Origin of the sequence: Rahnella sp. ATs2, from assembly GCF_051851855.1 — a bacterium.
Classification (GTDB): domain Bacteria; phylum Pseudomonadota; class Gammaproteobacteria; order Enterobacterales; family Enterobacteriaceae; genus Rahnella; species Rahnella variigena.
Genome location: NZ_JBLYPL010000003.1, coordinates 262,066 through 284,797 on the forward strand (window position 1 = coordinate 262,066; position 22,732 = coordinate 284,797).

Sequence of the window (22,732 nt, forward strand, 5' to 3'; positions counted from 1 at the left end):
CTGCCCGCAGGTCAGTCGCGACTGACGGTATGGGTTTCTATGTAATCAAAATTGATGTCCTCACCCAGGCCAGGGCGGTCAGAAAGATGCACAAAACCGTGCTCATCCATCGGGTCAACGATGCTGTTCAGATACGCAGCGGGTTCGTCGTATTCGAGGAAAGGATGCAGCAGACCGCGCTCGTACCAGCGGCAGTTGCGGATAGCACCGACCACCGCCAGACTCGCTGCGCCGTTGCCGTGTACTTCGCAGTCCATGCCAAAGGCTTCTGCCAGACTGGCAACTTTCATACACGGCGAGATGCCGCCGACGCCGTTAGCACCGGCACGTAAAATGTCGCAGGCACCGGCTTTGACCCAGTCCGCACGGCTGTGATGTTTACCGCCGAGACTTTCCGGCCCGATCACGTCGATGGACAGGTTTTCCGCCAGCCAGGCGTAGGACGCCATGCTCTCTTCTTCCATCGGTTCTTCGAACCAGGCAAAGTTGAGTTTTTCCAGCGCTTTACCAATGGTCAGCGCCTGACTGCGGCTGTACCAGTGATAGCCGTCAAGCATCAGTTCGATGTCCGGCCCGACGGCTTCACGCACGGCGGCGCAGGCTTTGATGTCCATTTTCGGATCCGGGGCGAATGCCACCGGCGGCATCCAGGTGTGCAGCTTGATGGCCTGATAACCGCGCGCGACCAGTTTTTCGGCAAACTGACCGAATTCATCCGGTGTCGATAATCCGCCTTTCAATTCATCGCCGCACATGGTGCTGCCGTAGGCCGGTACTTTCTCGCGGAATCCGCCCAGCAGTTTGTGTACCGGCATGTTCAGTTTGCGGCCGATCAGATCCCACAGCGCCTGCTCGACAAACGACAGCGCCCGTTCGGTCAGCTGATGTGCACTGCCGCGTTGCCAGTGCACCAGATCCTGCCAGAGACGTTCACGGTCGAACGGATTCTGACCGATCAGTACTTTTCTGAAAAAGGCGTTCACGACGTGCGGACGCACAACTTCCGGCGGCGCGAACGAATATCCGCAATCGCCTTCATCGGTGGTGATGGTTAACATCGCCATTTTTGCCTGACTTTCTTCACCCGGATGCGAATGACCCGCGCTGTCTGAAACACGACGGGTCGGATAAGTAAAAACAGAGACTTCAACAGAACTTATTTTCACAGCGATACCTGCCATTACTGAGTGAGTTAACGCCCTTCAGGGCGCGCCGCAATTGCGTGTTCATTCAGCAATGTGAGCGCACTCACACTTCCTTAAAACCGCAATCCAACAATAATAAAATAGCGTTTCAATATTGAACTTAGACAGTTTCCTGAAGCATTTCCACGGCTAAAAGCCGAAAATTTCCGTGTTTGTTTGGGCATCTGCACGGACGAATGTGAGCATTTTCACGAAAGTAGGGGGAAGTGTGATCTGTACAGGAAATAGACGGAGTGAGTGTGGGGAGATATTCAGTCTATGTTTGTGATGAAAAAAGTTGTGATCAGAAAAGTGGGCACAGGAAAGCCATTCCGTTAGGCTACCGGTACTGGAAAGTATTTGGTGATCAGCCGGAGTAGAAAATGTTGCGTGTTATTGATACGGAAACCTGCGGATTGCAGGGTGGCGTGGTGGAAGTGGCCTCCGTCGATATCGAGAACGGGAAAATTGTTAACCCGATGAGTGATCTGGTGCGCCCGGACCGTCCGATCAGCCATCAGGCGATGGCCATCCACAAAATCACCGAAGCGATGGTGGCCGACAAACCGTGGATTGAGGAGATCATCCCGCGCTACCACGGCAGTCAGTATTATGTTGCTCACAATGCCAGTTTTGATCAGCGCATGCTGCCTGATATGTCGGGCGAATGGATTTGTACCGTGAAACTGGCGCGGCGTTTATGGCCGGGGATTAAGTACAGCAATATGGCACTCTACAAATCTCTCAAGCTGCAAGTTGCCACGCCTGCGGACTTGCATCATCACCGTGCGCTGTTTGACTGCTATATTACTGCCGCGCTGCTGATCCGCATCATGGATGAATCCGGCTGGACGCCCGAAGAAATGGTGACCATTACCGGACGCCCGGCCCTGGTCAGCACCATGATGTTCGGAAAATATCGCGGCCGGAAAATTGCAGAAATCGCCGAGGATGATCCGGGGTATTTGCGCTGGATGCTTAAAAACATCAAAGAATTAACGCCCGATTTGCGGATGACGCTCAGACATTATCTCGACGCAGAGTAAGGGACTGAATGTGAGTCACATCCGGGATTTTATTCCTGCACACACTCAGCACCAGTTGTCGCAACCAGCGATGCGCCGGATCGACTTCTGAACGCGGATGCCACATCTGAGAGATAGTGATTTCGCGAGTGTTCACCGGCAGTTCAAACGCATGTAACCGGTCTGGCTCAGCAATAAGAAATGAAGCGGGGATCAGCGCCACCAGATCGGAGTTTTGCGCAATCGCCAGCGCGGCAGAAAACCCCGGCACGACGGCGGCGATTTTCCGTTTCAATCCGACTTCGGCCAGCGCGTCATCGACAGGCCCATAGGTGCTGTTGCGGCGCGAAACGACAACATGCCCGAAAGACACATACTCTTTCGCGGTAATCATTTTCTCACCCGCCAGCGGATGCCCCTTTCTCACCACGCCCATAAACCTGTCGCGGAACAACGTCTGTAAACGAATTTCCGGCCCCATTTCGCCTAAAACACCAATCTCAAGATCGACCCGCCCTTCCCGCAATGCATTCGAGGTTTTTTCCGGTTTTGGCATAAATCTCAAACACACGGAAGGGGCGACCTGCGCAGCAGCGGCAATCATCGCTGCGCCGAAGGCCACCACAAAACCATCATTAGATCGGATCAGGAAAGTGCGCTCAAGTCTGGCGACATTGAAATCTGCCGATGAAGGCCGCAACAGCGCGCGGGCTTCAAAACTGGCATTACGGGCACGCTGGCGGATTTCTTCGGCGTAAGGCGTCAGCACCATATTTCGTCCGGCACGCACCAGCAGCGGATCGCCGGTACTTTCGCGCAGGCGACCCAGCGTACGGCTCATGGCAGAGGCGCTTAATCCCAGACGTCGGGCAGCAGCGGCTACACTTGCTTCAGCCAGCAGCACATCAAGTGCAATAAGTAAGTTCAGATCGGGTTCAGTCATCTGCACAGAGTAACGCAACAGCAATAATGAGAGAAGGCATTTGGTGCAGGTATTAAGTGCAGATGCTGCGCCTTCCGCACTATATCACCTGCCGGTATAGTTACCTGACTCAATATCAATAAGGCGAATGCGTTATGGAATTATTTTCCGACAAACCAGGCGATGAAGGATTACCCGGCCGTGAACGGGGACTGGCAATGGCCGCCGTGATGATCATGGCGACGATGGCAGTGTTCGACGGCTCGATGGTTAACATTGCCCTGCCGCAAATCGCGCAGGCACTGGACATTTCTGCGGGCGCCGCGGTATGGGTGTCGAACGGGTATCTGCTTTCAGCATCCATGACGCTGGCGATATTTGCCGCGCTCGCCAGCCACATCGGCTTTCGTCGGCTGTTTGCCGCCGGATTGACGGTCTTTACCCTCGCCTCTTTGGGTTGTGCGCTGTCGTCATCCCTCGACATGCTGATTATCATGCGTGTGCTTCAGGGTATCGGTGCGGCGGCTACGCTCAGTATCGGCCCGGCGATTTTGCGCTCGGTGTTCCCCAACCGTTTACTCGGGCGAATATTGGGGCTGAACGCCCTGATGATCGCCACCAGCACCGCCGTCGCGCCGGTTCTGGGCGGAACAATACTTTCGGCGATGAGCTGGCAGTGGCTGTTCGCCATTAATATTCCGCTCGGCATTATTGCCGTGGTGATTACGCTGCGCGTGGTGCCCTCCAATCCGGCCGGCACGCGTCAGCCATTTGATACGGCGGGTGCAGTTCTGTCGGCGGTGGCGCTGGGCGCGCTGATTATGGCCGCCGAATCCTTCGCACATCCGGGCAGTGACGAACTGGCGACAGCCTTAACGTATGGCCTGACAGCAGTGATCGCAGGCGCGGCCTTTGTCTGGCGTCAGCGTCGTGCACCAAAACCACTGCTGCCGCTTGTCATGTTTGCTTCCAGCCGGTTCACGCTGGCGGCGTTCACTTCGCTGGCCTCTTTTGTCAGTCAGGGGATCACTTTTGTCGCGCTGCCTTTTCTCTTCCAGAGTGTTTACGGTTACAGCGCGTTTGTTTCAGCACTGCTTTTCACGCCGTGGCCGCTGGGGATTATTCTCGCCGCTCCGCATGCCGGACGCCTTGCTGACCGCTATCCGGCAGCGATCATTTCGACCGCAGGATTGTGCGTTTTCGCGCTGGGTTTAATGCTGCTGGCAAAACTGCCACCACACCCGCAGATGTGGGATATCGGTCTGCGAAGCTTTATCTGCGGCCTGGGCTTCGGCTGCTTCCAGAGCCCGAACAACCGTGAAATGCTCTCCAGCGCTTCACGGGAAAACAGCGGTTATGCCTCCGGTGTGCTGGCGATCATGCGCACCTTCGGTCAGTGTCTGGGAACGGCGTGCGTCGGCATTATCCTGACAATTTATTCGGCCAGCACTGTGTTGCAGGAAGCGCAGGCGGTGAAGGTCAGTTTGTGGGTGGCGGTGATTGCCACGGTGCTGGCGATGCTGATCAGTCTGAGCCGCTTGCGAAACCCTGCCACTCACCTGCAAAATGGCTAAAACTTACACATGCTGATCAAGGATAAATTCTATGCTGGAACTGAGACCCAATTGCGAGTGCTGCAACACCGATCTGCCCCCGGCTGCTGACGCCAGAATTTGTTCATTTGAATGCACATTCTGTGTCCCTTGTGCCGAAGATAAACTGAGCGGGATATGCCCCAATTGCGGCGGAGAACTTGTCGCACGCCCGCGCAGACCGGCAAATAAACTGGCGAACACTCCGGCCTCCACCACGCGGGTCTTTAAGCCACAGGGCTGTTCTTCTTAGTAATGGCTGAATGAAATCTGGATCATCATTAAAAATAAAGGATTTTTATGCCTCGCTATTTTTCTCTGGTTTCTTCATCTGCACTCATTGGTTCGGTTTTTATGCTCACCGGATGTCCGCCTCCGCCTGATTTAACGCAGTGGCAGCGCCCCAATAGCACCATAGATGATGCGCGTGTTGCGATGGGGCAATGCGGCGTCCCGCTGCCGGGGCCGGAACCTTCTTTTACCGATAATGAATCGGTGCTGTATTACCAGTGCATGGAGGGGAAAGGATTTACCTATAAGGGGGGTTTTCACATTTGCGATTACTACAAAAACACCCCTGCCTGCATCGAGAAACAACAGGGTCACCCGCTCAGTCAGCGACAGCTCGAAGCACTGCCTTTTGTCGCTGATGAGGGTTTTCATCCGATCAAACCGGATTCAGGCCGGAATGAATACCAACTCATCAGCTGGCGTAAAGCGGGTGCCTCACGGCATTTTTCGCACGCAGCTGAGAATGACAAGCTCGCGTTACAGGTGATGTATGAATGCGGATATCCGAAACCGCTAGGCTCGGTTCCTTTCGTTCCGACCGTCCTGAAAGCCGCCAAAGTTCAGCAATGTATGCTCGATAATGGTTTTGAACCGAAACATAAACTCATGCTGGTTTGCCGCAACTATCCGCAAGTGACTGGTTGCAAGAAATAGCAGCCACTGCTGAAAAAGTTCCACAAAAAAGGCCGCTTGCGCGGCCTTTCAGATTTCAGAGCTTATGACGGCTAGTTATTTAGCGTCAGCGTCTGGCAGCGCATAAGCGATGATGTAATCGCCCAGTTTGGTGCCGAACGAACCGTGACCGCCTGCTGCGATAACAACGTACTGCTTGCCATTCACAGAGTAAGTCATCGGCGTCGCCTGGCCGCCTGCTGGCAGACGTGCTTCCCACAGTTTGTCACCGTTGCTCATATCGAACGCGCGCAGGTAGTTATCTGCGGTCGCGGCGATGAAGAACACGTTACCGGCGGTAGAAATCGGTGCGCCAAGCATTGGCATACCCATTTTGAACGGCAGCGGTAATGGTGAGCTGTCGCGCACGGTACCGATACGTTTTTTCCACACGATATCGTTGGTTTTCAGGTCAACGCCGGAGATGTAACCCCATGAAGGCTGTTTACAAGGGAAGCCCAGCGGAGACAGGAACGGATTCAGCGTCACGCCGAATGGCACGCCGTACTGTGGCTGAATGCCAGTCTCAGTACCGGAACCTCCTTTATCGTTCTCGTCTGGCTCCATCGGGTTGCCAGGACCACGTGGGATCAGTTTAGACACGAATGGCAGAGCAATCGGGTTAGCGATAGCCACCTGACGATCGGTATCCACAGAAATACCACCCCACTCGAACATGCCGAGGTTACCCGGGAACACCAGAGTGCCCTGCTCGGATGGCGGTGTGAAGGTGCCTTCATAACGCAGTTTGTGGAAGATCACACGACACATCAGCTGGTCATAGATCGTTGCGCCCCACATGTCTTTACCGGTCAGTTTGGCTTCCGGACGGAAAGTCAGTTCGGAGAACGGCTGAGTCGGAGAAACGTGGTCGCCTTTCGCTGCGCCTTGCGGAACAGATTTTTCAGGTGCATCAACAATCAGCTTACCGTCACGGCGATCCAGCACGAAGATGTTACCGGTTTTAGTCGGAACATAAATCGCAGGAACTTTGTTGCCGCTCTTGTCAGTGATATCAGCTAAGGTTGGCTGCGCCGGAACGTCCATATCCCACAGGTCATGGTGAACAGTCTGGTAGAACCACGCCAGTTTGCCGTTGGTTGCGTTAAGCGCCAGCAAGCCGCTCGCGTAACGTTCCATTTCCGGAGTACGGTTGCCGCCCCAGATATCTGGTGTCGCTACGCCGATTGGCAGGTAAACCAGATCCAGCTTGTCATCATAAGCCGCTGGTGCCCATGAGTTCGGGGAGTTCGGTGTGAAATGCTGACCATCCGCAGGGATTTTGTTTGGTTCAGCAGCACCCGGATCGAATGCCCACAGCAGTTTACCGGTCTCAACATCAAAGCCACGGATAACGCCGGAAGGCTCGCGGTTTGAGTAGTTATCAGTAACCGCACCCGCCACGATGATCACAGATTTAGTGATGATTGGCGGTGACGTTGGCTCGTAGTGACCCGGCGTTGCGTAAGGCATGTTGCCTTGCAGGTTCAGCTCACCGTTGTTACCGAATGCCGGGCAACGTGCGCCGGTTTCAGCGTCCAGTGCGAACAGACGGCCATCATTAACAGGCAGAATGATACGACGTGAACAGACAGCAGGTGCCGCGCCCTTAGCAGCATCACCTTGTGCCGCAGGCGTAGTCTCATGATAAGACACACCGCGACAGGTCACGTGCTGAAAGGTCGGGTTAGAATTGAGCTGTGGATCGAATTTCCACTTCTCTTTACCGGTCGCGGCATCCAGAGCAAACAGCTTCTGGTGTGGCGTACACAGGTAAAGCATGTCGCCGATCTTAATTGGCGTCACTTCGTCGGTGATTTCACCCGGATCGTTCGGAGTTTTCAGATCACCGGTACGGAAAGTCCATGCCACGTCGAGTTTGCTGACGTTTTTATCGTTGATCTGGTTCAGTGGCGAGTAACGGGTACCGCCCTGAGTACGGCCATAGGCCGGCCAGTCACTGGCAGGAACGCCGGAATCGGTCGCTGCAGGTGCAGCATCGGCAGCTTTGATAGTGCCGTTGATTTCCTGCGGATCGTTGAAGACGGAGTACGCCAGCACAATCACGGTGAACAGCAGGGAAACGGCCAGTGCGCCACGGGCGAAGGCATTTTTCGCCAGCATCTGGTTATAAACGACTGGCAGCAGGATCCACAGGCCCAGGAAGAAGGTGACGTCTAAACGCGGCGTCAGTGCCCAGAAGTCTGTGCCCACTTCCCACACAGCCCACACCGTGGTGCCGAACAGGAAGATGGCGTACAGCAACAATGCAGAAGAGCGACGGCGATACAGCAACCACGCGGTAACCAGCGAGATAACACCGGCAATAATGTAATAAAGAGAACCACCTAATTTTGCCAGCCAGATACCGCCGACAAGAAGATAAATCCCGCTTAACGCGGCGAACAAAGCGGTAATTATGACGACGATGCGTGATAACGAGGCTTTCGTTTCCATAGTTGATGACCTTACTGATTTTTATAATCGTCGATTCAGGGTGACCCGAATCTTCAAGAACATCCGGTTCTCACCGGGTGTCATTCCTTGCGTGTGCCGCCCTGCTTTCTCAGTGCAGGCACCGGGCAGCACCGCGTGGTTCATTGTTCTTACTGACTAAAACGCTTACTTTATGAAATCTATTCGAAACTATAAGAAAGCGTAGCGCCGCCACCGTAGTTTCTGCCAGGTGCCGGTTCGAAATAGCGACCGTTACCTTCATTGACGATGACAGAACCGACGTAATTTCTGTCGAACAGATTGTCGACGCGGGTAAACAGGTCGAGCGTCACTTTGTTCCAGTTGAAGCGATAACCCGCATTCACGCTGGCGACGGTATAAGCCGGTGCCTGTTCACTGTTTTCGTCATTCACTTCGATGTCACTCATGTAGCGCACATCAGCGCCAGCATGCCAGCCATCAACCGGTGCCCACTCCAGAGAAGCGTAGCCCATCTTGCGTGCGATACCCGGCAGACGGTTGCCCGCTGGCGTGCAATCCCCGGCGCCACAGGTCTCATTGCGGAAGGTGGCATCGAGTAAAGTCCAGGCCATTTTAACGCGCCAGTTTTCTTCAATCTGCTGATCTAACGACAGTTCCAGTCCGCGACGGCGTGTCTTACCGGCGTTGGTGTAACTCGAACGTCCGCCGACACTTTCTGCAACAATTAACTCGTCGTCGGTATCAGTCTGGAAGACCGCGGCGGTAACTAAGCCATTGCCGACGCGCCATTTACTGCCCAGTTCAACCGTATTGCTGGTCGAAGGTTCCAGCCCCAGGTTCAGGCCAGACTTGCCGTCAGTGCGGTAAGAAAGCTCATTAATGGTTGGCGTTTCGAAACCGCGACCGGCAGAGATATAGGTGTTCAGCGCCGGCGTCACTGCATAATTCAGTGAAGCCATTGGCAGCAGCTTGTGATAACGGCGCGAACCGCTGTCATCCGGATTACTGCCGGTAATGTAGTAATCCTGCGAGTCAAAACTCACGGTGCTGTAGCGCGCCCCGACATCCAGCGTCCAGCGCGACGTCAGGTTCCACGTGGTTTGCAGATACGGATCAAGGTTCCACATCACGTTCTTTTCATTGCGACGTTCGTCGCCTTTTACGCCCAGGTCGCCTTCATCATTGAAGTTTTCATAACCAAAGCGGCGTTCGGTCATGGTTTCATAATCCAGACCGCCGGTAACTGAGAACGGCACAGAACCAATCTGATCGTCATGTTTCCAGCGGGTATCCACGCCGGAGTATTTACGTTCCAGAACGATCACCCCGCCTGCGTTCAGCGGATTCTTCTGCGATGCTGCCGGAATGGTCTGGTATTGCGTGGTGTGGCGCTCGCCGTGATAGGTCATCAGGCTGAACTCATCGTTCTCGCCCATCTGACGCTGATAACGCAGGCCAACCTGAGTCTGATCCAGCGATTTGCGCGCATTGTATTGATCGGCACGTTTCGCCTGCGTCGGGTCATCGTGCCATTCGGATTCAGTCAGACCGCCCGGATCGTTCGCATCGACAGAGACGCTGTTAAACATTAGCGTCAGGGTGCTGGCATCATCAATGCGCACGCCCAGTTTGCCGTTACCGAGGTTTTTCTGCGTACCGCTGTGGTCGCGATAGCCGTCGGTGGTGAAACGTGAGCCGGAAATCAGGTAATTCACATCACCCGCGTGTGTGCCGTCGCCGGTCGCACCGCTGGCTTTTACGCTGTTACGAAACGAGCCGTAACTGCCAAAATAAGTGCCTGCTTCCAGTTTTGCAGGCTGAGAACCGGTCTGGGTATCCACGTTCACCACGCCGCCGGAAGCATTGCCGTACAGCGCCGAGAAAGGACCGCGCAGCACTTCCACGCGTTCTACCGAGTTCAGATCGATATTGGAGGTCTGGCCCTGCCCGTCAGGCATCGTGGCCGGAATACCATCAACGTAAATACGCACACCGCGCACGCCGTACATCGAACGGCTGCCGAAGCCACGCACGGAAAGTTGGAGATCCTGCGCGTAATTCTGGCGGTTCTGCACCTGTAAACCCGGAACGCTGCCGAGGCTTTCTGACAGGTTGACCTGCGCTTTGCTGTTTCTGAAATCGTCGCCATCCACCACGCTGACCGCTGCGGGTGTGTCCAGTTCTGACAGACCGCCGCTGATTTCGCGTTTAATGATCATCAGGGAAGAAGAGTCTGATGAATCGTCCGTATCGCCCTTAGAGGCGTCGGTCGCTGACTGCGCGTAACTGACTGAAACCGGGTTCAAAAATGACAAGAACGTGATGATAAAAGCAGAGGTTTTGGCGTTCACTTTATGAGTTCTTTTGTTTTGTGTTAAAAGGCTGGGTCAAAAACAAGACACATCTCTCAATTTTAGACATTAGAAGTAGACATAAATCGACCGTTCTGATTGAGAGCCGTAAGGGGGCTCACTATAGATTTTTTCTTCCTGTTAGTACATACGCAACTTTACAAATATAACTTTTTAACAAAATACCGCACGCAGTGTGCATCATGATGCGATTTTTCAATTAAATCCCCGCGTAAACTTCGTGGATTAATTGGCCTGATACCGTTTTGAAGGCCGGACAAAATAAAACACCGCTTTCATTTGAAAATTCACCGGATAAATCGACACGTATGACAAGCCAGTAAATGGTAACGGTTACATTATAGGTAATTAACTGATATGAAACATATAAATCATAATCACGAAATGCCCATTACGACTATTAATCATGCGCTACTTACGGTTAGATAATTTGACTTTCATCTTTCGAAACCGCACTAACTGAATCTGAGTCAGAATAAATATAGACCACTATTTTAAGACAAGAGAATATTCTCTGACGTTTTTTCACCCAATTAGTTCCGGGTAATGAAACCTCCACTTCTTTACATAAGATATAAAATCAAAATCCATTCCGCTGTTTAAAATATCCACAACCCGCTCAGGGAAAACGCTTCCACGACCTTAGCCGCCCTGCCCTGATGACGTTTTTGTCATCAGCACGTCACTTATCTGTCAGACCGTCAGACTCACAGTGGCCCCGCAGACAGATGTTCATTCCGGTTTAAAACGAAGAGAGGAAGTGCCATGCGTTTACGTTTAGCTTCAACATTGTTGGCCGCCGCGGCGGCGTTCGGTTCCCAGGCAGCCGCTACGCCCGGCGAGTAAAAGCAATCATCAGGGAAAGTGCGTAGACGACGCTGCCGAGAAAAGCAGCGGGGGCAAGGTTATCGAAAAGATGCCCCGGCTGGGCATCTGAGTACAGCACCAGCGCGACAACGGAAATTCCCATCATTGCGCCGGGAATGTGGATCCAGCGGGTTAAGCGCTGCTTTTGCGCTTTGTAGGCAGCGAACTCCTGATTCGTGCGCTCCAGCGCCTGGCTAAGCCGTTCGCAATCTTCTTCGTTATCGCGAAAACGTTCTGCCAGACGGCTGTTTTCGTCCTGAAGCTCAGCGAGCTGCTTTTTCAGTTTCGTCCTTTCGCTCTTCGCGTTTTGCCCTTCGTACTCTTCCAGTTTCAGGCTGGCACGCAGTTGCGTGACTTTACGGTTCGCCTCAGCCGTCAGTTCTTTCTGCTGTCCGAGCAGCGCGTAATTACCGTCCGCACGGCGGTTGGCAGCGTGACGTTTGTCTTCTTCCTCAACGATCTGGCCCTGTAGCTTGTCGCGGGCGGCGGCCATCGCCGCCATCTGACTGCCCATGTAAGCGACAAGATTTCTGGACTCTTCCAGCCCGGCGGAGGCAGAGTTTCCGGCAGTTTGCTGACGGGATCGCATCAGCGCCAGTTCGTCGGCGTGCTGCTTTTTCTGTATTTCAGACTGACGCAGCAGTTCGCTGACCCGCGTGTTCAGGCGGTATAGCTCGCCTTCAAGTCGCTGAACATCTTCTGTGTTCCCGCTGCCGGTTTGATGACGCGCCACAGCCAGTTCTTGAGTCAGGCTGCGCACCTGTTTTTCCAGTGACGCCAGTTTTTCCAGCGTGATGGCGGTGTCTTTAAAAACGGTTTTGACTTTGGCTTTATCGCCTTCGGCACGGCTGAAACTGACGCCTCTGAGCGCGCTTTCCACTTCGCGGGCGATAGACGTTTTATCCATTGCCTTCATCCGGTTGCACGCGCTGGCCAGAAAAGTGGCCGCTTCATTGCTGTTACCGGTGCCAAAGGCTTGTTTGATAAGGCTCTGTATCACGCTCATGGTTGTCGCGCTCACTTGCAGTAAAAGTCAGGACACTCCCGTTGTGACCCCGTTTACTTATTGTATCAGATAGGATTTATTTTATTTACAGGAGTTATTTTAAGCGAAGTGAGTACAGCAGGATCCGTGGATTTTAGGACTTAAATCGCGATCACCCGCAAACTCTGCACCCCTTTTGCGCCGAGCATCAGCGCACTTTCGCTGTCGGCCATCGCGGCGGACCCCGTTACCATCACCGTATAACGGGCATTGAAGGGTTGCGGCTGGCGATGAGCAAGGTGCAGATGTTCGATGATGTGCTCCACGTCGAGCAGCACCACCAGATGTTTCGCCATCGCACTGAGGGAATTCACGCAAAGCTGCGGATCGCTGAGAAACACTGCACCGGTTTCGGCCACCCCAAAGCAGGCACGAACCACGCCGACGTCCACGTCTTTGAGCGCTGCCGCCAGCGTGCGGGCGCTGAAATCCACTTCCGCGATAATTTCCGGTGTGGCGGAACAAAACAGGGAATCCGCCGGATACAACCCGCGCAGGTAGGCGTTCAGCGTGGTATAGCCATTCTGCGGCGTATGCAAAAACGTGTCGTCCCAGACGCCGCCCATCAGGGTCAGCGCGCGGCCAAATTCTTCAGGCAGATTGGGAATTTCAGTCTGTGGCGGAAATAGCGTTTGCATGATTTTATGCTGACGAATACCGGTGAGGAAATCGTTGCGGCTCATGATATGTCCTTATAAGCCGGAGTCAGGTTGCCCCGCTCCGGCCGTTACTGCTGATTAGTGGAATTGCAAATACGCGACGTGCGTTTGCAGATATTCCTGCAAGCCGTGTTTGCCGTCTGCACCACCGACGCCTGATTTACGCCAGCCCGCGTGGAAGCCCTGCATCGCTTCAAAGTTTTCACGGTTGATGTACGTCTCACCGAATTTCAGTTGTTTCAGCGCTTTCATTGCGGTGTTGATGTTGCTGGTGTAAATCGACGACGTCAGGCCGTATTCACTGTCATTGGCCATCGCGATGGCTTCATCCAGCGTTTTAAATGTCGCGACAGGCAACACCGGACCAAACACTTCTTCGTGCATGATCGGCATATCTTGCGTCACATCCACCAGTACCGTTGGCTGATAGAAAAATCCTTTGTCGCCATGGCGTTTGCCGCCCAGCAGCACTTTCGCGCCCTGCGACACGGCTTTCGCCACTTTCTCTTCCACACGCTGCAAGGCTGCACCGCTGATCAGCGGGCCCATATCCAGCTCTTTTTGTTCGGCAGTATTGCCAAACGTGACTTTTTTCATCGCATCGCCGATGCGCGAAATGAATTCGTCGTAGACGCCTTCCTGAACGTAAACACGTTCGGCGCAGTTACACACCTGCCCGGTATTGATGACGCGGGAGCTGACTATGGCTTTTACCGCCAGATCCAAATCGGCGTCATTCATCACGATGGCCGGGGCTTTACCGCCCAGTTCCAGCGAGACTTTCGTGACGTTCTGCGCTGCGGCGGTCATGGTGGCGATACCCGCCGCCACGCTGCCGGTCAGGCTGACCATGCCGACTTTCGGGTTGGCTGCCAGTTCCTGACCGACGGTCGGACCGTAACCGGTCACAATATTCAGCACGCCCTTTGGCAGACCAATTTTGTGGATGATTTCAGCAAAGATCACCGCGTTGTTCGGCGTGATTTCACTCGGTTTGATCACGATAGTATTACCGGTAATCAGCGCCGGTGCCGCCTTACGGGCAATCAGGAAGAACGGGAAGTTCCACGGCAAAATACCGGTGGTCACGCCGATAGCTTTTCGGAATACAAAGATGTTTTCATTGGGACGGTCGCTCTGAATGATTTCGCCTTCGTATCGGCGCGCCCATTCCGCCATGTAATCGAGATAATCCGCGGTGAACAGCACTTCGGTTTGCGCCAGCCCGTAGGTTTTGCCGCCTTCAGCAATAATGGTGTCCGTCAGTTCGGCTTCGCGCTCGCGGATACCGGCGGCGATTTTATGCAGCCATACGCCGCGTTCAACCGCAGGCAATGCTTCCCAGCCTGGTTGCGCCGCTTCGGCGGCATCAATGGCTCTTCTGGCATCTTCTGCCGAGCCTTCAGGGATCTGCGAAATCACCTGTTCCGTTGCCGGATTCACAACGTCAATCCACTTACCGCCGGTGTTTTCAACGAATTCGCCGTTGATGTACATACGTTTCTGAACTGTGCTCATGTAGGGAGTCTCCAAGATACGGGTAGAGGTGATGAACGAGTTGTTAATAAAAAAGCTCTTTTTTGTGAAGTTTTAACAGCCTGTTCTATCCGTCTGATTTTTACCTTTCCGTGATTGCCATTTAATTTTGAGAAATGGCAAAAATGTCATAGTCGTGTTGCCCGACATAACATTTCTGCAAATTATGGTGATATCTACTGACGAACACTTCTTGGCGCATAGCCAAACTCGCGTTTGAACAATGTGGAGAAGTAATTGCTGTCGCAAAAACCGCAGTTATGAGCGATCTCGGTAATCGGGCTGTCGCTGAAACGCAGCATATTGCGCGCATTAAGCAGGCGCAGACGGTTGAGATAATTGAGTGGCGTGCAGCCGGTTTGCTGTTTCATCTGCCGGTGCAAGGTGCGCAGCGACATCGAGAACTGCGCGGCCAGCTGCGGCCAGTCGATTTCTTCGTCGTAATGTTCGTTCATCCAGTCCAGCAAATTATTCAGGTCACCGCCCTGCCCGCGATAACCCACGTCGCGGCTGCCTTTACGCAGCAATAGCAGGAGTTGCATAAAGTACAGCTCCTGCTGCGCCTGATTTTCCGGTGACAGGCTGAAGGGCTTACGCGCGAGCAGGTCAATCAGGGTTTTGGCCTGAGTTATCTGATTCGGACTGATGCGCCAGTGCGCCGGATAAATTCCGTCCACTTCCTGCGGTAACAAATCGCTGACGCCATTCAGGAAACGAAACGCATTCGGGCTGCGGTACAGCACGTTGGTCAGATGCAGATTGTCGGTATCTTCATAAAGATGGTGGTCGCTGTGACGGACAAAACAGACACTGCCGGCACTGAGGATCAGCGGCTGGTCGTTGAAAACGTGCGTGCCGGTACCCTGCTCGACCAGCACAATTTCATTGAAATCCTGATGATGATGTTCGGGAAACGTTTCCTGCGGATAACGGGGTTCAATGGCGACCGGAAAATCCCCTGAGGAAAAATACTCACTACTGCGTAGCACGGTCATTTCCGACTCCTTATTAACATTATCGTAATATCTTAGTCGTCACCGGCGCGGCTATAAGGCTGAAACTGTGATCCGCCAGCCGCTTTTGAACAAAACATTTCCCTCCTTACGAAATCCTGCGCCATCCGCCGTACCGCGTGGCTTTACACCTTATTTAAGTACGGACTTCAGAGACCGGTAAGGTGTGGTTTTCTGACCGTTTGGTATGACCGAAACAAAATTGTTATCAAATTGTGAGGTTGTTCGCTTAAACCTTTGCATCTTTGCCATAGTTGGCGCTGAACTGGCACTCGCGGAAAGGTCAGTCTGAAGGCAACCTCCTAGAGTCGTGATCATGCGCCTGGCGCGTCGGCAACTTTTCGTCGTTAAACTTTTTGCAGATTTATGCGAATAGCATGCGGAGTACCAACAATGAAATTAAAACACGTACTGAGCCTTACCCTGATGGCGAGCAGCATCCTGCTGGCAGGCGCGGCATCGGCAGAAGTCAAAATTGCGCTGGTAGCGAAATCGCTGGGCAACGGTTTTTTTGAGGCGGCTAACGTCGGTGCGCAGCAGGCAGCCAAAGAACTGGGGGACGTTAAGGTAATTTATACCGGCCCGACCACCACCACCGCCGAAGCGCAGATTGAAGTGCTGAACGGCCTGATCGCGCAGGGCGTCGATGCCATTGCCGTCTCCGCAAACGACCCTGATGCGCTGGTGCCGGTACTGAAAAAAGCCATGCAGCGCGGGATTAAAGTGGTGTCGTGGGATTCCGGCGTTGCTAAAGATGGCCGTCAGATCCACCTCAATCCTTCCAATAATGCGCTGATCGGCGAAACTAACGTCAAACTGGCCGCCGATGCGCTGAAAGCCCTGAACGTGGAAAAAGGCGATGTGGCAATCCTCAGCGCCACGCCAACCTCGACTAACCAGAATCTGTGGATCGCAGAGATGAAAAAGGTGCTGGCGAAATACCCTTCGGTGAATCTGGTGACCGTCGCTTATGGTGATGATCTGTCAGATAAAAGCTACCGTGAAACCATCGGATTGCTGAAATCCTACCCGGATCTGAAAGTGATTATTTCTCCGTCTTCCGTCGGTATCGTGGCGGCGGCACAGGCGGTGAAAGATCAGGGCAAAATCGGCAAGGTTTACGTAACCGGCCTGGGTTTGCCGTCTGAAATGGCGGGTGCGGTGAAATCCGGGGCAACGAAAAGTTTCGCCATCTGGAACCCGATCGATCTGGGCTACGCCGCGACTTATCTGGCGGACGATTTAGTCAAAGGCACCGCCACCAAAACCGAAGCCAGCATGGGCCGTTTAGGCAAAGTGAAACTGGATGCTGACGGCAGCGGCGCGATGGCAGAACCGTTTGTCTACGACGCCAGTAACATCGACAAATTCTCCAAAATCTTCTGATCCTGAATGCGGCTCATCGTGATGCGGTGAGCCGTTTTGTTGTGCTTAGCCAGACAGGGGAACTGAAATGACAGACTCAACGACGCCGCTTTTATCATTAAAAGGCATCAGCAAAGTCTTTCCGGGTGTCAGGGCGTTAAATAACGTTCACGTGGATTTGTATCCGGGAAAAGTAACCGCCCTGATTGGCGAAAACGGCGCGGGAAAATCGACGCTGGTGAAAGTCATGACCGGCATTTATCAGCCGGAAGAAGGCGAACTGCGTTATAAAGCTATTCCAATCAAACTGCCGAATCCCGAATCCGCGCACAAAGTTGGCATTACCGCCATTCATCAGGAAACCGTGCTGTTCGACGAGCTATCCGTCACCGAGAATATTTTTGTCGGCCATTACATCTATCGCGGGCTGTTTAAACGCCTGAACTGGCCGGCAATGCATCAGCAGGCACGCGATATTCTGACGCGTCTGGAAGTGAACATTGACCCGCACGCCATCCTGAAAGACCTGAGTATCGCGCAGCGTCATATGGTGGCGATTGCCCGTGCGCTGTCGTTTGATGCCCAGGTGGTTATTCTCGACGAACCGACCGCCGCGCTGTCGCAGCATGAAATCGTTGAGTTTTATCAGATTGTTGAACGCTTGAAACGCGAGGGTAAAGCTATCCTGTTTATTTCGCACAAGTTCGACGAGATTTTCTCCATTTCCGATTACTACACGGTTTTGCGTGATGGCAGTTATGTCGGTTCCGGCAAAATCAGCGACATCAGCGAACAGCAGATGGTGACCATGATGGTCGGTCGCGAAGTGAGTCAGGCTTACCCGAAAGTGAACTGCGAGCCGGGTGACACCGTGCTCGAGGTGCAAAACCTCAGCCATCCGACCGAGTTTGCAGGCATTAACTTCTCTCTGCGCAAAGGCGAAATTCTCGGCTTTTACGGGCTGGTCGGAGCTGGCAGAACCGAGCTGATGCAGGCGCTGTTTGGCGTCACACAGCCCGGCGGCGGAAAAATTCTGATCAATGGCAAAGAACAACATTTCTCCCGCCCTTCCCAGGCTATCCGCGCAGGGATTGTGTACGTGCCGGAAGAGCGCCAGAAACAAGGCGCGATTATTGATCTGCCCATCAGTCAGAACATCAGCCTGCCGCAGCTCAGTCAGCTGAATCCGCGTGGGGTGCTCAACGACAAAAAAGAGTGGGCGCTGGCGGATGATTACGCCCGACGTTTGCAGGTAAAAGCGTCCAGCTGGAAACAGGCGGTGGGTACGCTTTCCGGCGGTAATCAGCAAAAAGTGGTGATAGCCAAATGGCTGGCGACCAAACCGGACATCATCATTCTCGATGAGCCTACTAAAGGTATAGATATCGGTTCCAAAGCGGCGGTGCATCAGTTTATGTCTGAACTGGTCGGGCGCGGGCTGGCGGTGATTATGGTGTCATCTGAATTACCGGAAGTGATGGGCATGGCCGATCGCATCATTGTGATGCATGAAGGGCTGATGGTGGCGGAATTTAACGCCGGTGAAGCCAGCGCAGAAATGATTGTCAGTGCCGCCAGCGGCGCGGGCAAGGAGGCAGCATGATCAAGAACCTGCTGAAATATCGCGAGCTGTTGCTGGCGGTGGTGATAGTGCTGATGGTGCTTGGCGTTGGCGCGCGTTCACCGGAATTTGTTGGTGCCGGAAACCTGCTTGAGATGTTTAACGATACCTCGATCCTGATCATCCTCGCCCTCGGACAGATGATGGTGCTGCTGACCAAAGGGATCGACTTATCGATGGCCGCCAATCTGGCGCTGACCGGCATGATCGTCGCGCTGATTAACTTCCATCATCCCGATATTCCGGTGTGGTCGCTGGTTGTGCTGGCGACAGTTCTCGGACTGGTGATGGGCGCGATTAACGGCCTGCTGGTGTGGAAAGTCGGCATTCCGCCGATTGTGGTCACGCTTGGCACCATGAGCATTTATCGCGGCATTATCTTTCTGCTTTCCAACGGCGGCTGGATCAACGCTCACCAGATGAGCCCGCAATTCCTCAGCCTGCCACGTGCCACTTTTATCGGCCTGCCGCTGCTCGGCTGGTGTGCGATTGCGGCACTGATTCTGGTGGCCTATTTCCTGCGTTACAGCCGCACCGGACGCGCTTTGTATACCGCAGGCGGCAACGCCACGGCAGCGTATTACACCGGCATTAACGCCGGTAAAATGCAGTTCGTCAGCTTCTGCCTTTCCGGCGCGCTGGCCGGTTTCTGCGGCTATCTGTGGATTTCACGCTTCGCTGTCGCTTACGTCGATGTTGCTAACGGCTTTGAATTACAGATTGTCGCGGCGTGCGTCATCGGCGGGATCAGCACCATGGGCGGCATCGGCTCGGTGGTCGGCTGCCTGCTCGGCGCGCTGTTCCTCGGCGTCATCAACAATGCCCTGCCGGTGATTGAAGTGTCGCCGTTCTGGCAGATGGCGATTTCCGGTGGCGTGATTGTGATAGCCGTCATCCTCAACGAACGCGCCAATAAACGTAAGGGGCGGCTGATCCTGCGCCATTCTCCTGCCGTCCAGCCTGTGCGAACTGAAACCGGAGCAAGATCATGAGTAAGACCTTAACTTCGCGCAACACGCCGCATTCAACTGCCGGAGAAAAATCCACCATGTCCGTCACGCCGTTTTTCCGCCGCCTGATGTGCTGGGAAGGATTTTTGCTGCTGGTAACGCTGCTGGTGTTTGTGGTGAATGCGTTCGCTTCGCCGTATTTCCTCAACATCTGGAATCTGTCGGACGCGACGTTTAACTTCACCGAAAAAGCCATCATCGTGCTGCCGATGGCAATGCTGATTATCGCCCGTGAAATCGACCTGTCGGTCGCCTCCACCATGGCGCTCAGTTCCACCGTGATGGGATTCTGCGCGCAGGCCGGTTTGCCGACACCCGCGCTGGTGGGCGTCGGGCTGAGCGTGGGATTGTTATGTGGCCTGATCAACGGGCTGCTGGTGACGCGGCTGAATCTGTCGTCAATCGTAATTACTATCGGCACCATGAGCCTGTTCCGTGGCATCACGTATGTGCTGCTCGGCGATCAGTCGCTGAATAAATATCCCGCCAGTTTTGCATGGTTCGGTCAGGGATATGTCTGGGGGCCGCTGTCGTTTGAATTCGCCCTGTTCCTGGTACTCGGCGCAGTGTTTTATTTCCTGCTGCATAAAACCAACTTTGGCCGCCGTACGTATGCCATCGGCAACAATCCGGTCGCGGCGTGGTATTCCGGGATTAACGTGAAACGCCACAACCTGACGCTGTTCGTGCTGGTCGGTGTAATGTCCGGACTGGCGGCAGTGCTGCTGACGTCGCGCCTCGGCAGTACGCGTCCGACGCTGGCACTCGGCTGGGAACTGAGCGTGATCACCATGGCAGTGCTCGGCGGCGTCAGCGTGCTCGGCGGATCCGGCAGCATGACCGGCGTGATCATCGCCGCGTTCCTGATGGGCCTGCTGACCTTTGGACTCAGCCTGCTGAATGTGCCGGGGATTGTGATGTCGGTGATTGTCGGCGCGATGCTGATCGTGGTGATTTCATTGCCGGTGTTGTACCGCAAGGTGCTGGCGCGGGGAAAATGACTGTCTGGCTCTCCGTCTCCGGGCGGAGAGCCAGTTTTTTTTACCGCCCTGTCCTCCGACAATAACCCCACAGGATTTATTTCTCCTTGCAATACTTGCTTCCCGCCGCCCTCCTCCCGTAGTTTAAAACCAAATGTCTGTTTCTGAATGTCTTGAACAATGGGGAAAACATATGCGAATTTTAGTTGTGGGTGCTGGTGCGACCGGCGGGTATTTCGGGGCACGTCTGGCGCAGGCCGGGCAGGATGTGACGTTTCTTTTACGTGAAAAACGCGCGCTTGCGGTTGAGCAAAACGGGCTGACTGTTCACAGTCCGCACGGTGATTTCCATTTCCAGCCTAATGTCTTACAGGCCTCGCAGCTCACCGGTCCCTATGACCTGATTTTACTGACCGTGAAAAGCTTCGGGCTGGAAGCGGCGATGAAAGACATCGCACCGGTTGTCGGTGAAAATACCATGGTGATGCCGGTTCTTAACGGCATGAAGCACATGGAGACGCTGAGTCAGCGTTTCGGCGAGCACGCGCTTATCGGCGGATTATGCAAAATTAATGCAACGCTGGATGCGGATGGGCATATTCACCAGATGACGCCATTGCACCAGATTATTTATGGCGAACTCTCCGGCGAAAAAACCGAACGTATTCTGAAAGTCGATCAGGCGTTTCAGAGCGCAGGCGTTGAAGCCATCCTTTCTGAAACGATTATCACGGATTTGTGGGAGAAGTGGTTGCTGCTTTCAAGCCTCGGCGCCATCACCTGCACCATGCGCGGAAACATCGGCCAGGTGGCTTCTGCACCGGGCGGAACAGAGTTCGCCCAGGCTATTGTCACGGAGGCACTGACCACCATGAAAGCCTTTGGCTACGCGGAACGCGCGGCGGCGGTGGCAAAAGTCAGGGAAGCGGTGACGGATAAAAACTCGCCACAAACCTCGTCCATGTACCGCGATATGATGCAGGGATATCCGGTTGAAGCGGAGCAGATTGTTGGTGATTTAGTAGAGCGCGCAACGCGTGTGGGCATCAGCGTACCGCATCTGCAGGCCGCTTATACACATTTGTGTGTTTATCAGAAGAACTACTTAAAACAGTAAAACCTTTCCGCCTGTTCATGCAAATTTCAACGCTGAACGGGCGCATTCTGTTGAATTACGCTACGAGAAGATTACGTGGAAGCACAATGATGGGAACATCATATTTGCTGACTCGTGGAATGATCGCCAAACTGCATAATTAAAAAGGGGAAAAATGCCCCTTAATCATAAAGCCATTTACCCGCCCTAGCCGATTCTGCAAACATTCTCACCGTTAAAGGCTTTCTGATCTTTTCAACATCCTTACGCTTAGCCTTAAACCAGCGAGTTAAAAAAGGAAGGTTTTCCCAAGGAAAATAGTGGGACCAATTTACGACTGAAAGATCCACTTTAAAGGTTTTTTCATAGGCTTCGAGAGCACATATGAAATCATCACCCGGAGCAAAATCCTGTAGCTCAGTGTCAAACTCAAGCGGCACTTCCCTTTTTAAATCGAAATCGTAGTATCCAGGTATTTCCTCGCGGAACATTAACAAAACTTTTTCGTCCATTAAAAGTACGTCCATTCAATACGATCTTCTGGATGGGCGATTAAGTTATATTTCGATCTGGTTTCAGTTGCTACCTGCTGGACTAATATGATTGCCATTGCATATCCAACAAAGGGAACATATCTATCAATCAATGCAGCCCATTTAGTGGTTCTACGCATAGTCAGAGTATTGAAAGTCTTACCAACCGGCGTCCACGCTTTAAGGCTAAAGGGTAGTTTGGCTTGCTTTAAAAGTGCTCTTGTTAGCTTTGACGCCACGCTGGTTCACGTTATTGCAGTTACCATTTTGCCCGGAACCGGAATGTAAGGCTGCCCTGTAATAATGAGAACTGTAGCCGTAGTGTCTAAGCCGAGGTGGTTCGCTAAGCTTTCAATAAAAATTAATCCGAATAACTCTTGATTACTCAGATTCGCATGACCGTGGTAGAAGTACGTCCCGTTTAGCGTTTCGGTAGTATCCATCTTCCATATCCATTTGATTAGCAGGGCTTTAGAATACTGCTGTATTCATAAGCAGGCAAAGGGAATT

The 22,732-nt window shown here is 53.4% G+C and carries 18 protein-coding genes and 2 pseudogenes; 10 read left to right on the forward strand and 10 right to left on the reverse strand.

Going from position 1 to position 22,732, the window contains the following annotated elements; all coding sequences use genetic code 11:
• Positions 1–11: 11 nt before the first annotated feature.
• Complete coding sequence (locus ACJY2G_RS04330) at positions 12–1,166, reverse strand: mandelate racemase family protein (RefSeq protein ID WP_037033211.1); 1,155 nt, start codon at positions 1,164–1,166, stop codon at positions 12–14.
• A 401-nt stretch (positions 1,167–1,567) separates the two neighbouring features.
• Between ACJY2G_RS04330 and exoX the strand changes: the two genes are divergently transcribed.
• Positions 1,568–2,230, forward strand: coding sequence for an exodeoxyribonuclease X (exoX, locus tag ACJY2G_RS04335; protein WP_120162919.1), 663 nt, complete (start codon positions 1,568–1,570; stop codon positions 2,228–2,230).
• On the opposite strand, the gene ACJY2G_RS04340 is transcribed toward exoX, so the two are convergent.
• Entirely contained in the window at positions 2,205–3,152 is a 948-nt protein-coding gene (locus ACJY2G_RS04340; protein ID WP_430319456.1) for a LysR family transcriptional regulator, read from the reverse strand. The genes exoX and ACJY2G_RS04340 overlap by 26 nt on opposite strands.
• 134 nt (positions 3,153–3,286) lie before the next feature.
• Between ACJY2G_RS04340 and ACJY2G_RS04345 the strand changes: the two genes are divergently transcribed.
• From ACJY2G_RS04345 to ACJY2G_RS04355, 3 genes are read left to right on the forward strand one after another with little or no spacing between them, the layout of a single operon-like run.
• Positions 3,287–4,705 carry an MFS transporter gene (locus tag ACJY2G_RS04345; protein WP_430319455.1) on the forward strand — a complete coding sequence of 473 codons (1,419 nt, stop codon included), beginning with the start codon at positions 3,287–3,289 and terminating at the stop codon, positions 4,703–4,705.
• Between the two features lie 31 nt (positions 4,706–4,736).
• Positions 4,737–4,976 carry a DUF1272 domain-containing protein gene (locus ACJY2G_RS04350; protein WP_430319454.1) on the forward strand — a complete coding sequence of 80 codons (240 nt, stop codon included), beginning with the start codon at positions 4,737–4,739 and terminating at the stop codon, positions 4,974–4,976.
• Positions 4,977–5,023: 47 nt separating this feature from the next.
• Complete coding sequence (locus tag ACJY2G_RS04355) at positions 5,024–5,668, forward strand: hypothetical protein (protein WP_439291373.1); 645 nt, start codon at positions 5,024–5,026, stop codon at positions 5,666–5,668.
• A 75-nt stretch (positions 5,669–5,743) separates the two neighbouring features.
• Here ACJY2G_RS04355 and ACJY2G_RS04360 read toward each other — a convergent pair whose 3' ends face one another.
• The 6 genes from ACJY2G_RS04360 to rhaS (ACJY2G_RS04385) all read right to left on the reverse strand — a co-directional run bounded on the left by ACJY2G_RS04360 (position 5,744) and on the right by rhaS (ACJY2G_RS04385) (position 15,599).
• Complete coding sequence (locus tag ACJY2G_RS04360; RefSeq protein ID WP_430319452.1) at positions 5,744–8,143, reverse strand: glucose/quinate/shikimate family membrane-bound PQQ-dependent dehydrogenase; 2,400 nt, start codon at positions 8,141–8,143, stop codon at positions 5,744–5,746.
• A 179-nt stretch (positions 8,144–8,322) separates the two neighbouring features.
• The gene (pqqU, locus tag ACJY2G_RS04365) at positions 8,323–10,476 is read right to left on the reverse strand and encodes a TonB-dependent receptor PqqU (protein WP_439291375.1); all 2,154 of its coding nucleotides are present in this window, start codon (positions 10,474–10,476) and stop codon (positions 8,323–8,325) included.
• Positions 10,477–11,326: 850 nt separating this feature from the next.
• On the reverse strand, positions 11,327–12,370 hold the full coding sequence (locus ACJY2G_RS04370; RefSeq protein WP_430319450.1) for a hypothetical protein: 1,044 nt from the start codon (positions 12,368–12,370) through the stop codon (positions 11,327–11,329).
• A 140-nt stretch (positions 12,371–12,510) separates the two neighbouring features.
• A complete protein-coding gene (locus ACJY2G_RS04375) occupies positions 12,511–13,092 on the reverse strand; it encodes an LUD domain-containing protein (RefSeq protein ID WP_439291376.1) in 582 nt (193 codons plus the stop codon).
• 54 nt (positions 13,093–13,146) lie between these two features.
• Complete coding sequence (gene aldA, locus ACJY2G_RS04380) at positions 13,147–14,586, reverse strand: aldehyde dehydrogenase (RefSeq protein WP_439291378.1); 1,440 nt, start codon at positions 14,584–14,586, stop codon at positions 13,147–13,149.
• Positions 14,587–14,780: 194 nt separating this feature from the next.
• The gene (gene rhaS, locus ACJY2G_RS04385) at positions 14,781–15,599 is read right to left on the reverse strand and encodes an HTH-type transcriptional activator RhaS (RefSeq protein ID WP_132964550.1); all 819 of its coding nucleotides are present in this window, start codon (positions 15,597–15,599) and stop codon (positions 14,781–14,783) included.
• A 411-nt stretch (positions 15,600–16,010) separates the two neighbouring features.
• Between rhaS (ACJY2G_RS04385) and rhaS (ACJY2G_RS04390) the strand changes: the two genes are divergently transcribed.
• The 6 genes and pseudogenes from rhaS (ACJY2G_RS04390) to ACJY2G_RS04415 all read left to right on the forward strand — a co-directional run.
• Complete coding sequence (gene rhaS / locus ACJY2G_RS04390) at positions 16,011–17,003, forward strand: rhamnose ABC transporter substrate-binding protein (protein ID WP_439291380.1); 993 nt, start codon at positions 16,011–16,013, stop codon at positions 17,001–17,003.
• A 67-nt stretch (positions 17,004–17,070) separates the two neighbouring features.
• Complete coding sequence (locus tag ACJY2G_RS04395) at positions 17,071–18,585, forward strand: sugar ABC transporter ATP-binding protein (protein WP_439291381.1); 1,515 nt, start codon at positions 17,071–17,073, stop codon at positions 18,583–18,585.
• Positions 18,582–19,595, forward strand: a complete 1,014-nt coding sequence (locus tag ACJY2G_RS04400) for an ABC transporter permease (RefSeq protein WP_439291383.1) — start codon at positions 18,582–18,584, stop codon at positions 19,593–19,595. The genes ACJY2G_RS04395 and ACJY2G_RS04400 overlap by 4 nt, the downstream gene beginning before the upstream one ends.
• A 56-nt stretch (positions 19,596–19,651) precedes the next feature.
• A complete protein-coding gene (locus ACJY2G_RS04405; protein ID WP_113876654.1) occupies positions 19,652–20,614 on the forward strand; it encodes an ABC transporter permease in 963 nt (320 codons plus the stop codon).
• A 172-nt stretch (positions 20,615–20,786) separates the two neighbouring features.
• On the forward strand, positions 20,787–21,710 hold the full coding sequence (gene panE, locus ACJY2G_RS04410; protein ID WP_113876608.1) for a 2-dehydropantoate 2-reductase: 924 nt from the start codon (positions 20,787–20,789) through the stop codon (positions 21,708–21,710).
• A 43-nt stretch (positions 21,711–21,753) separates the two neighbouring features.
• A pseudogene (locus ACJY2G_RS04415) lies at positions 21,754–21,849 on the forward strand (type VI secretion system tube protein Hcp); the annotation flags it as partial.
• 22 nt (positions 21,850–21,871) lie between these two features.
• Here the strand turns inward: ACJY2G_RS04415 and ACJY2G_RS04420 are convergent.
• The gene (locus ACJY2G_RS04420) at positions 21,872–22,216 is read right to left on the reverse strand and encodes a DUF1493 family protein (RefSeq protein WP_129639626.1); all 345 of its coding nucleotides are present in this window, start codon (positions 22,214–22,216) and stop codon (positions 21,872–21,874) included.
• Positions 22,201–22,665: pseudogene (locus ACJY2G_RS04425) on the reverse strand (STM2901 family protein). Before ACJY2G_RS04425 ends, ACJY2G_RS04420 begins: the two are co-directional and overlap by 16 nt.
• Positions 22,666–22,732: the final 67 nt, after the last annotated feature.

Coding starts and splice junctions, on each gene's coding strand:
- exoX (WP_120162919.1), top strand. CDS start 1,568: ATGTTGCGTGTTATTGATACGGAAACCTGCGGATTGCAGGGTGGCGTG.
- ACJY2G_RS04340 (WP_430319456.1), bottom strand. CDS start 3,152: ATGACTGAACCCGATCTGAACTTACTTATTGCACTTGATGTGCTGCTG.
- ACJY2G_RS04345 (WP_430319455.1), top strand. CDS start 3,287: ATGGAATTATTTTCCGACAAACCAGGCGATGAAGGATTACCCGGCCGT.
- ACJY2G_RS04350 (WP_430319454.1), top strand. CDS start 4,737: ATGCTGGAACTGAGACCCAATTGCGAGTGCTGCAACACCGATCTGCCC.
- ACJY2G_RS04355 (WP_439291373.1), top strand. CDS start 5,024: ATGCCTCGCTATTTTTCTCTGGTTTCTTCATCTGCACTCATTGGTTCG.
- ACJY2G_RS04360 (WP_430319452.1), bottom strand. CDS start 8,143: ATGGAAACGAAAGCCTCGTTATCACGCATCGTCGTCATAATTACCGCT.
- ACJY2G_RS04370 (WP_430319450.1), bottom strand. CDS start 12,370: ATGAGCGTGATACAGAGCCTTATCAAACAAGCCTTTGGCACCGGTAAC.
- ACJY2G_RS04375 (WP_439291376.1), bottom strand. CDS start 13,092: ATGAGCCGCAACGATTTCCTCACCGGTATTCGTCAGCATAAAATCATG.
- aldA (WP_439291378.1), bottom strand. CDS start 14,586: ATGAGCACAGTTCAGAAACGTATGTACATCAACGGCGAATTCGTTGAA.
- rhaS (WP_132964550.1), bottom strand. CDS start 15,599: ATGACCGTGCTACGCAGTAGTGAGTATTTTTCCTCAGGGGATTTTCCG.
- rhaS (WP_439291380.1), top strand. CDS start 16,011: ATGAAATTAAAACACGTACTGAGCCTTACCCTGATGGCGAGCAGCATC.
- ACJY2G_RS04395 (WP_439291381.1), top strand. CDS start 17,071: ATGACAGACTCAACGACGCCGCTTTTATCATTAAAAGGCATCAGCAAA.
- ACJY2G_RS04400 (WP_439291383.1), top strand. CDS start 18,582: ATGATCAAGAACCTGCTGAAATATCGCGAGCTGTTGCTGGCGGTGGTG.
- ACJY2G_RS04405 (WP_113876654.1), top strand. CDS start 19,652: ATGTCCGTCACGCCGTTTTTCCGCCGCCTGATGTGCTGGGAAGGATTT.
- panE (WP_113876608.1), top strand. CDS start 20,787: ATGCGAATTTTAGTTGTGGGTGCTGGTGCGACCGGCGGGTATTTCGGG.
- ACJY2G_RS04420 (WP_129639626.1), bottom strand. CDS start 22,216: ATGGACGTACTTTTAATGGACGAAAAAGTTTTGTTAATGTTCCGCGAG.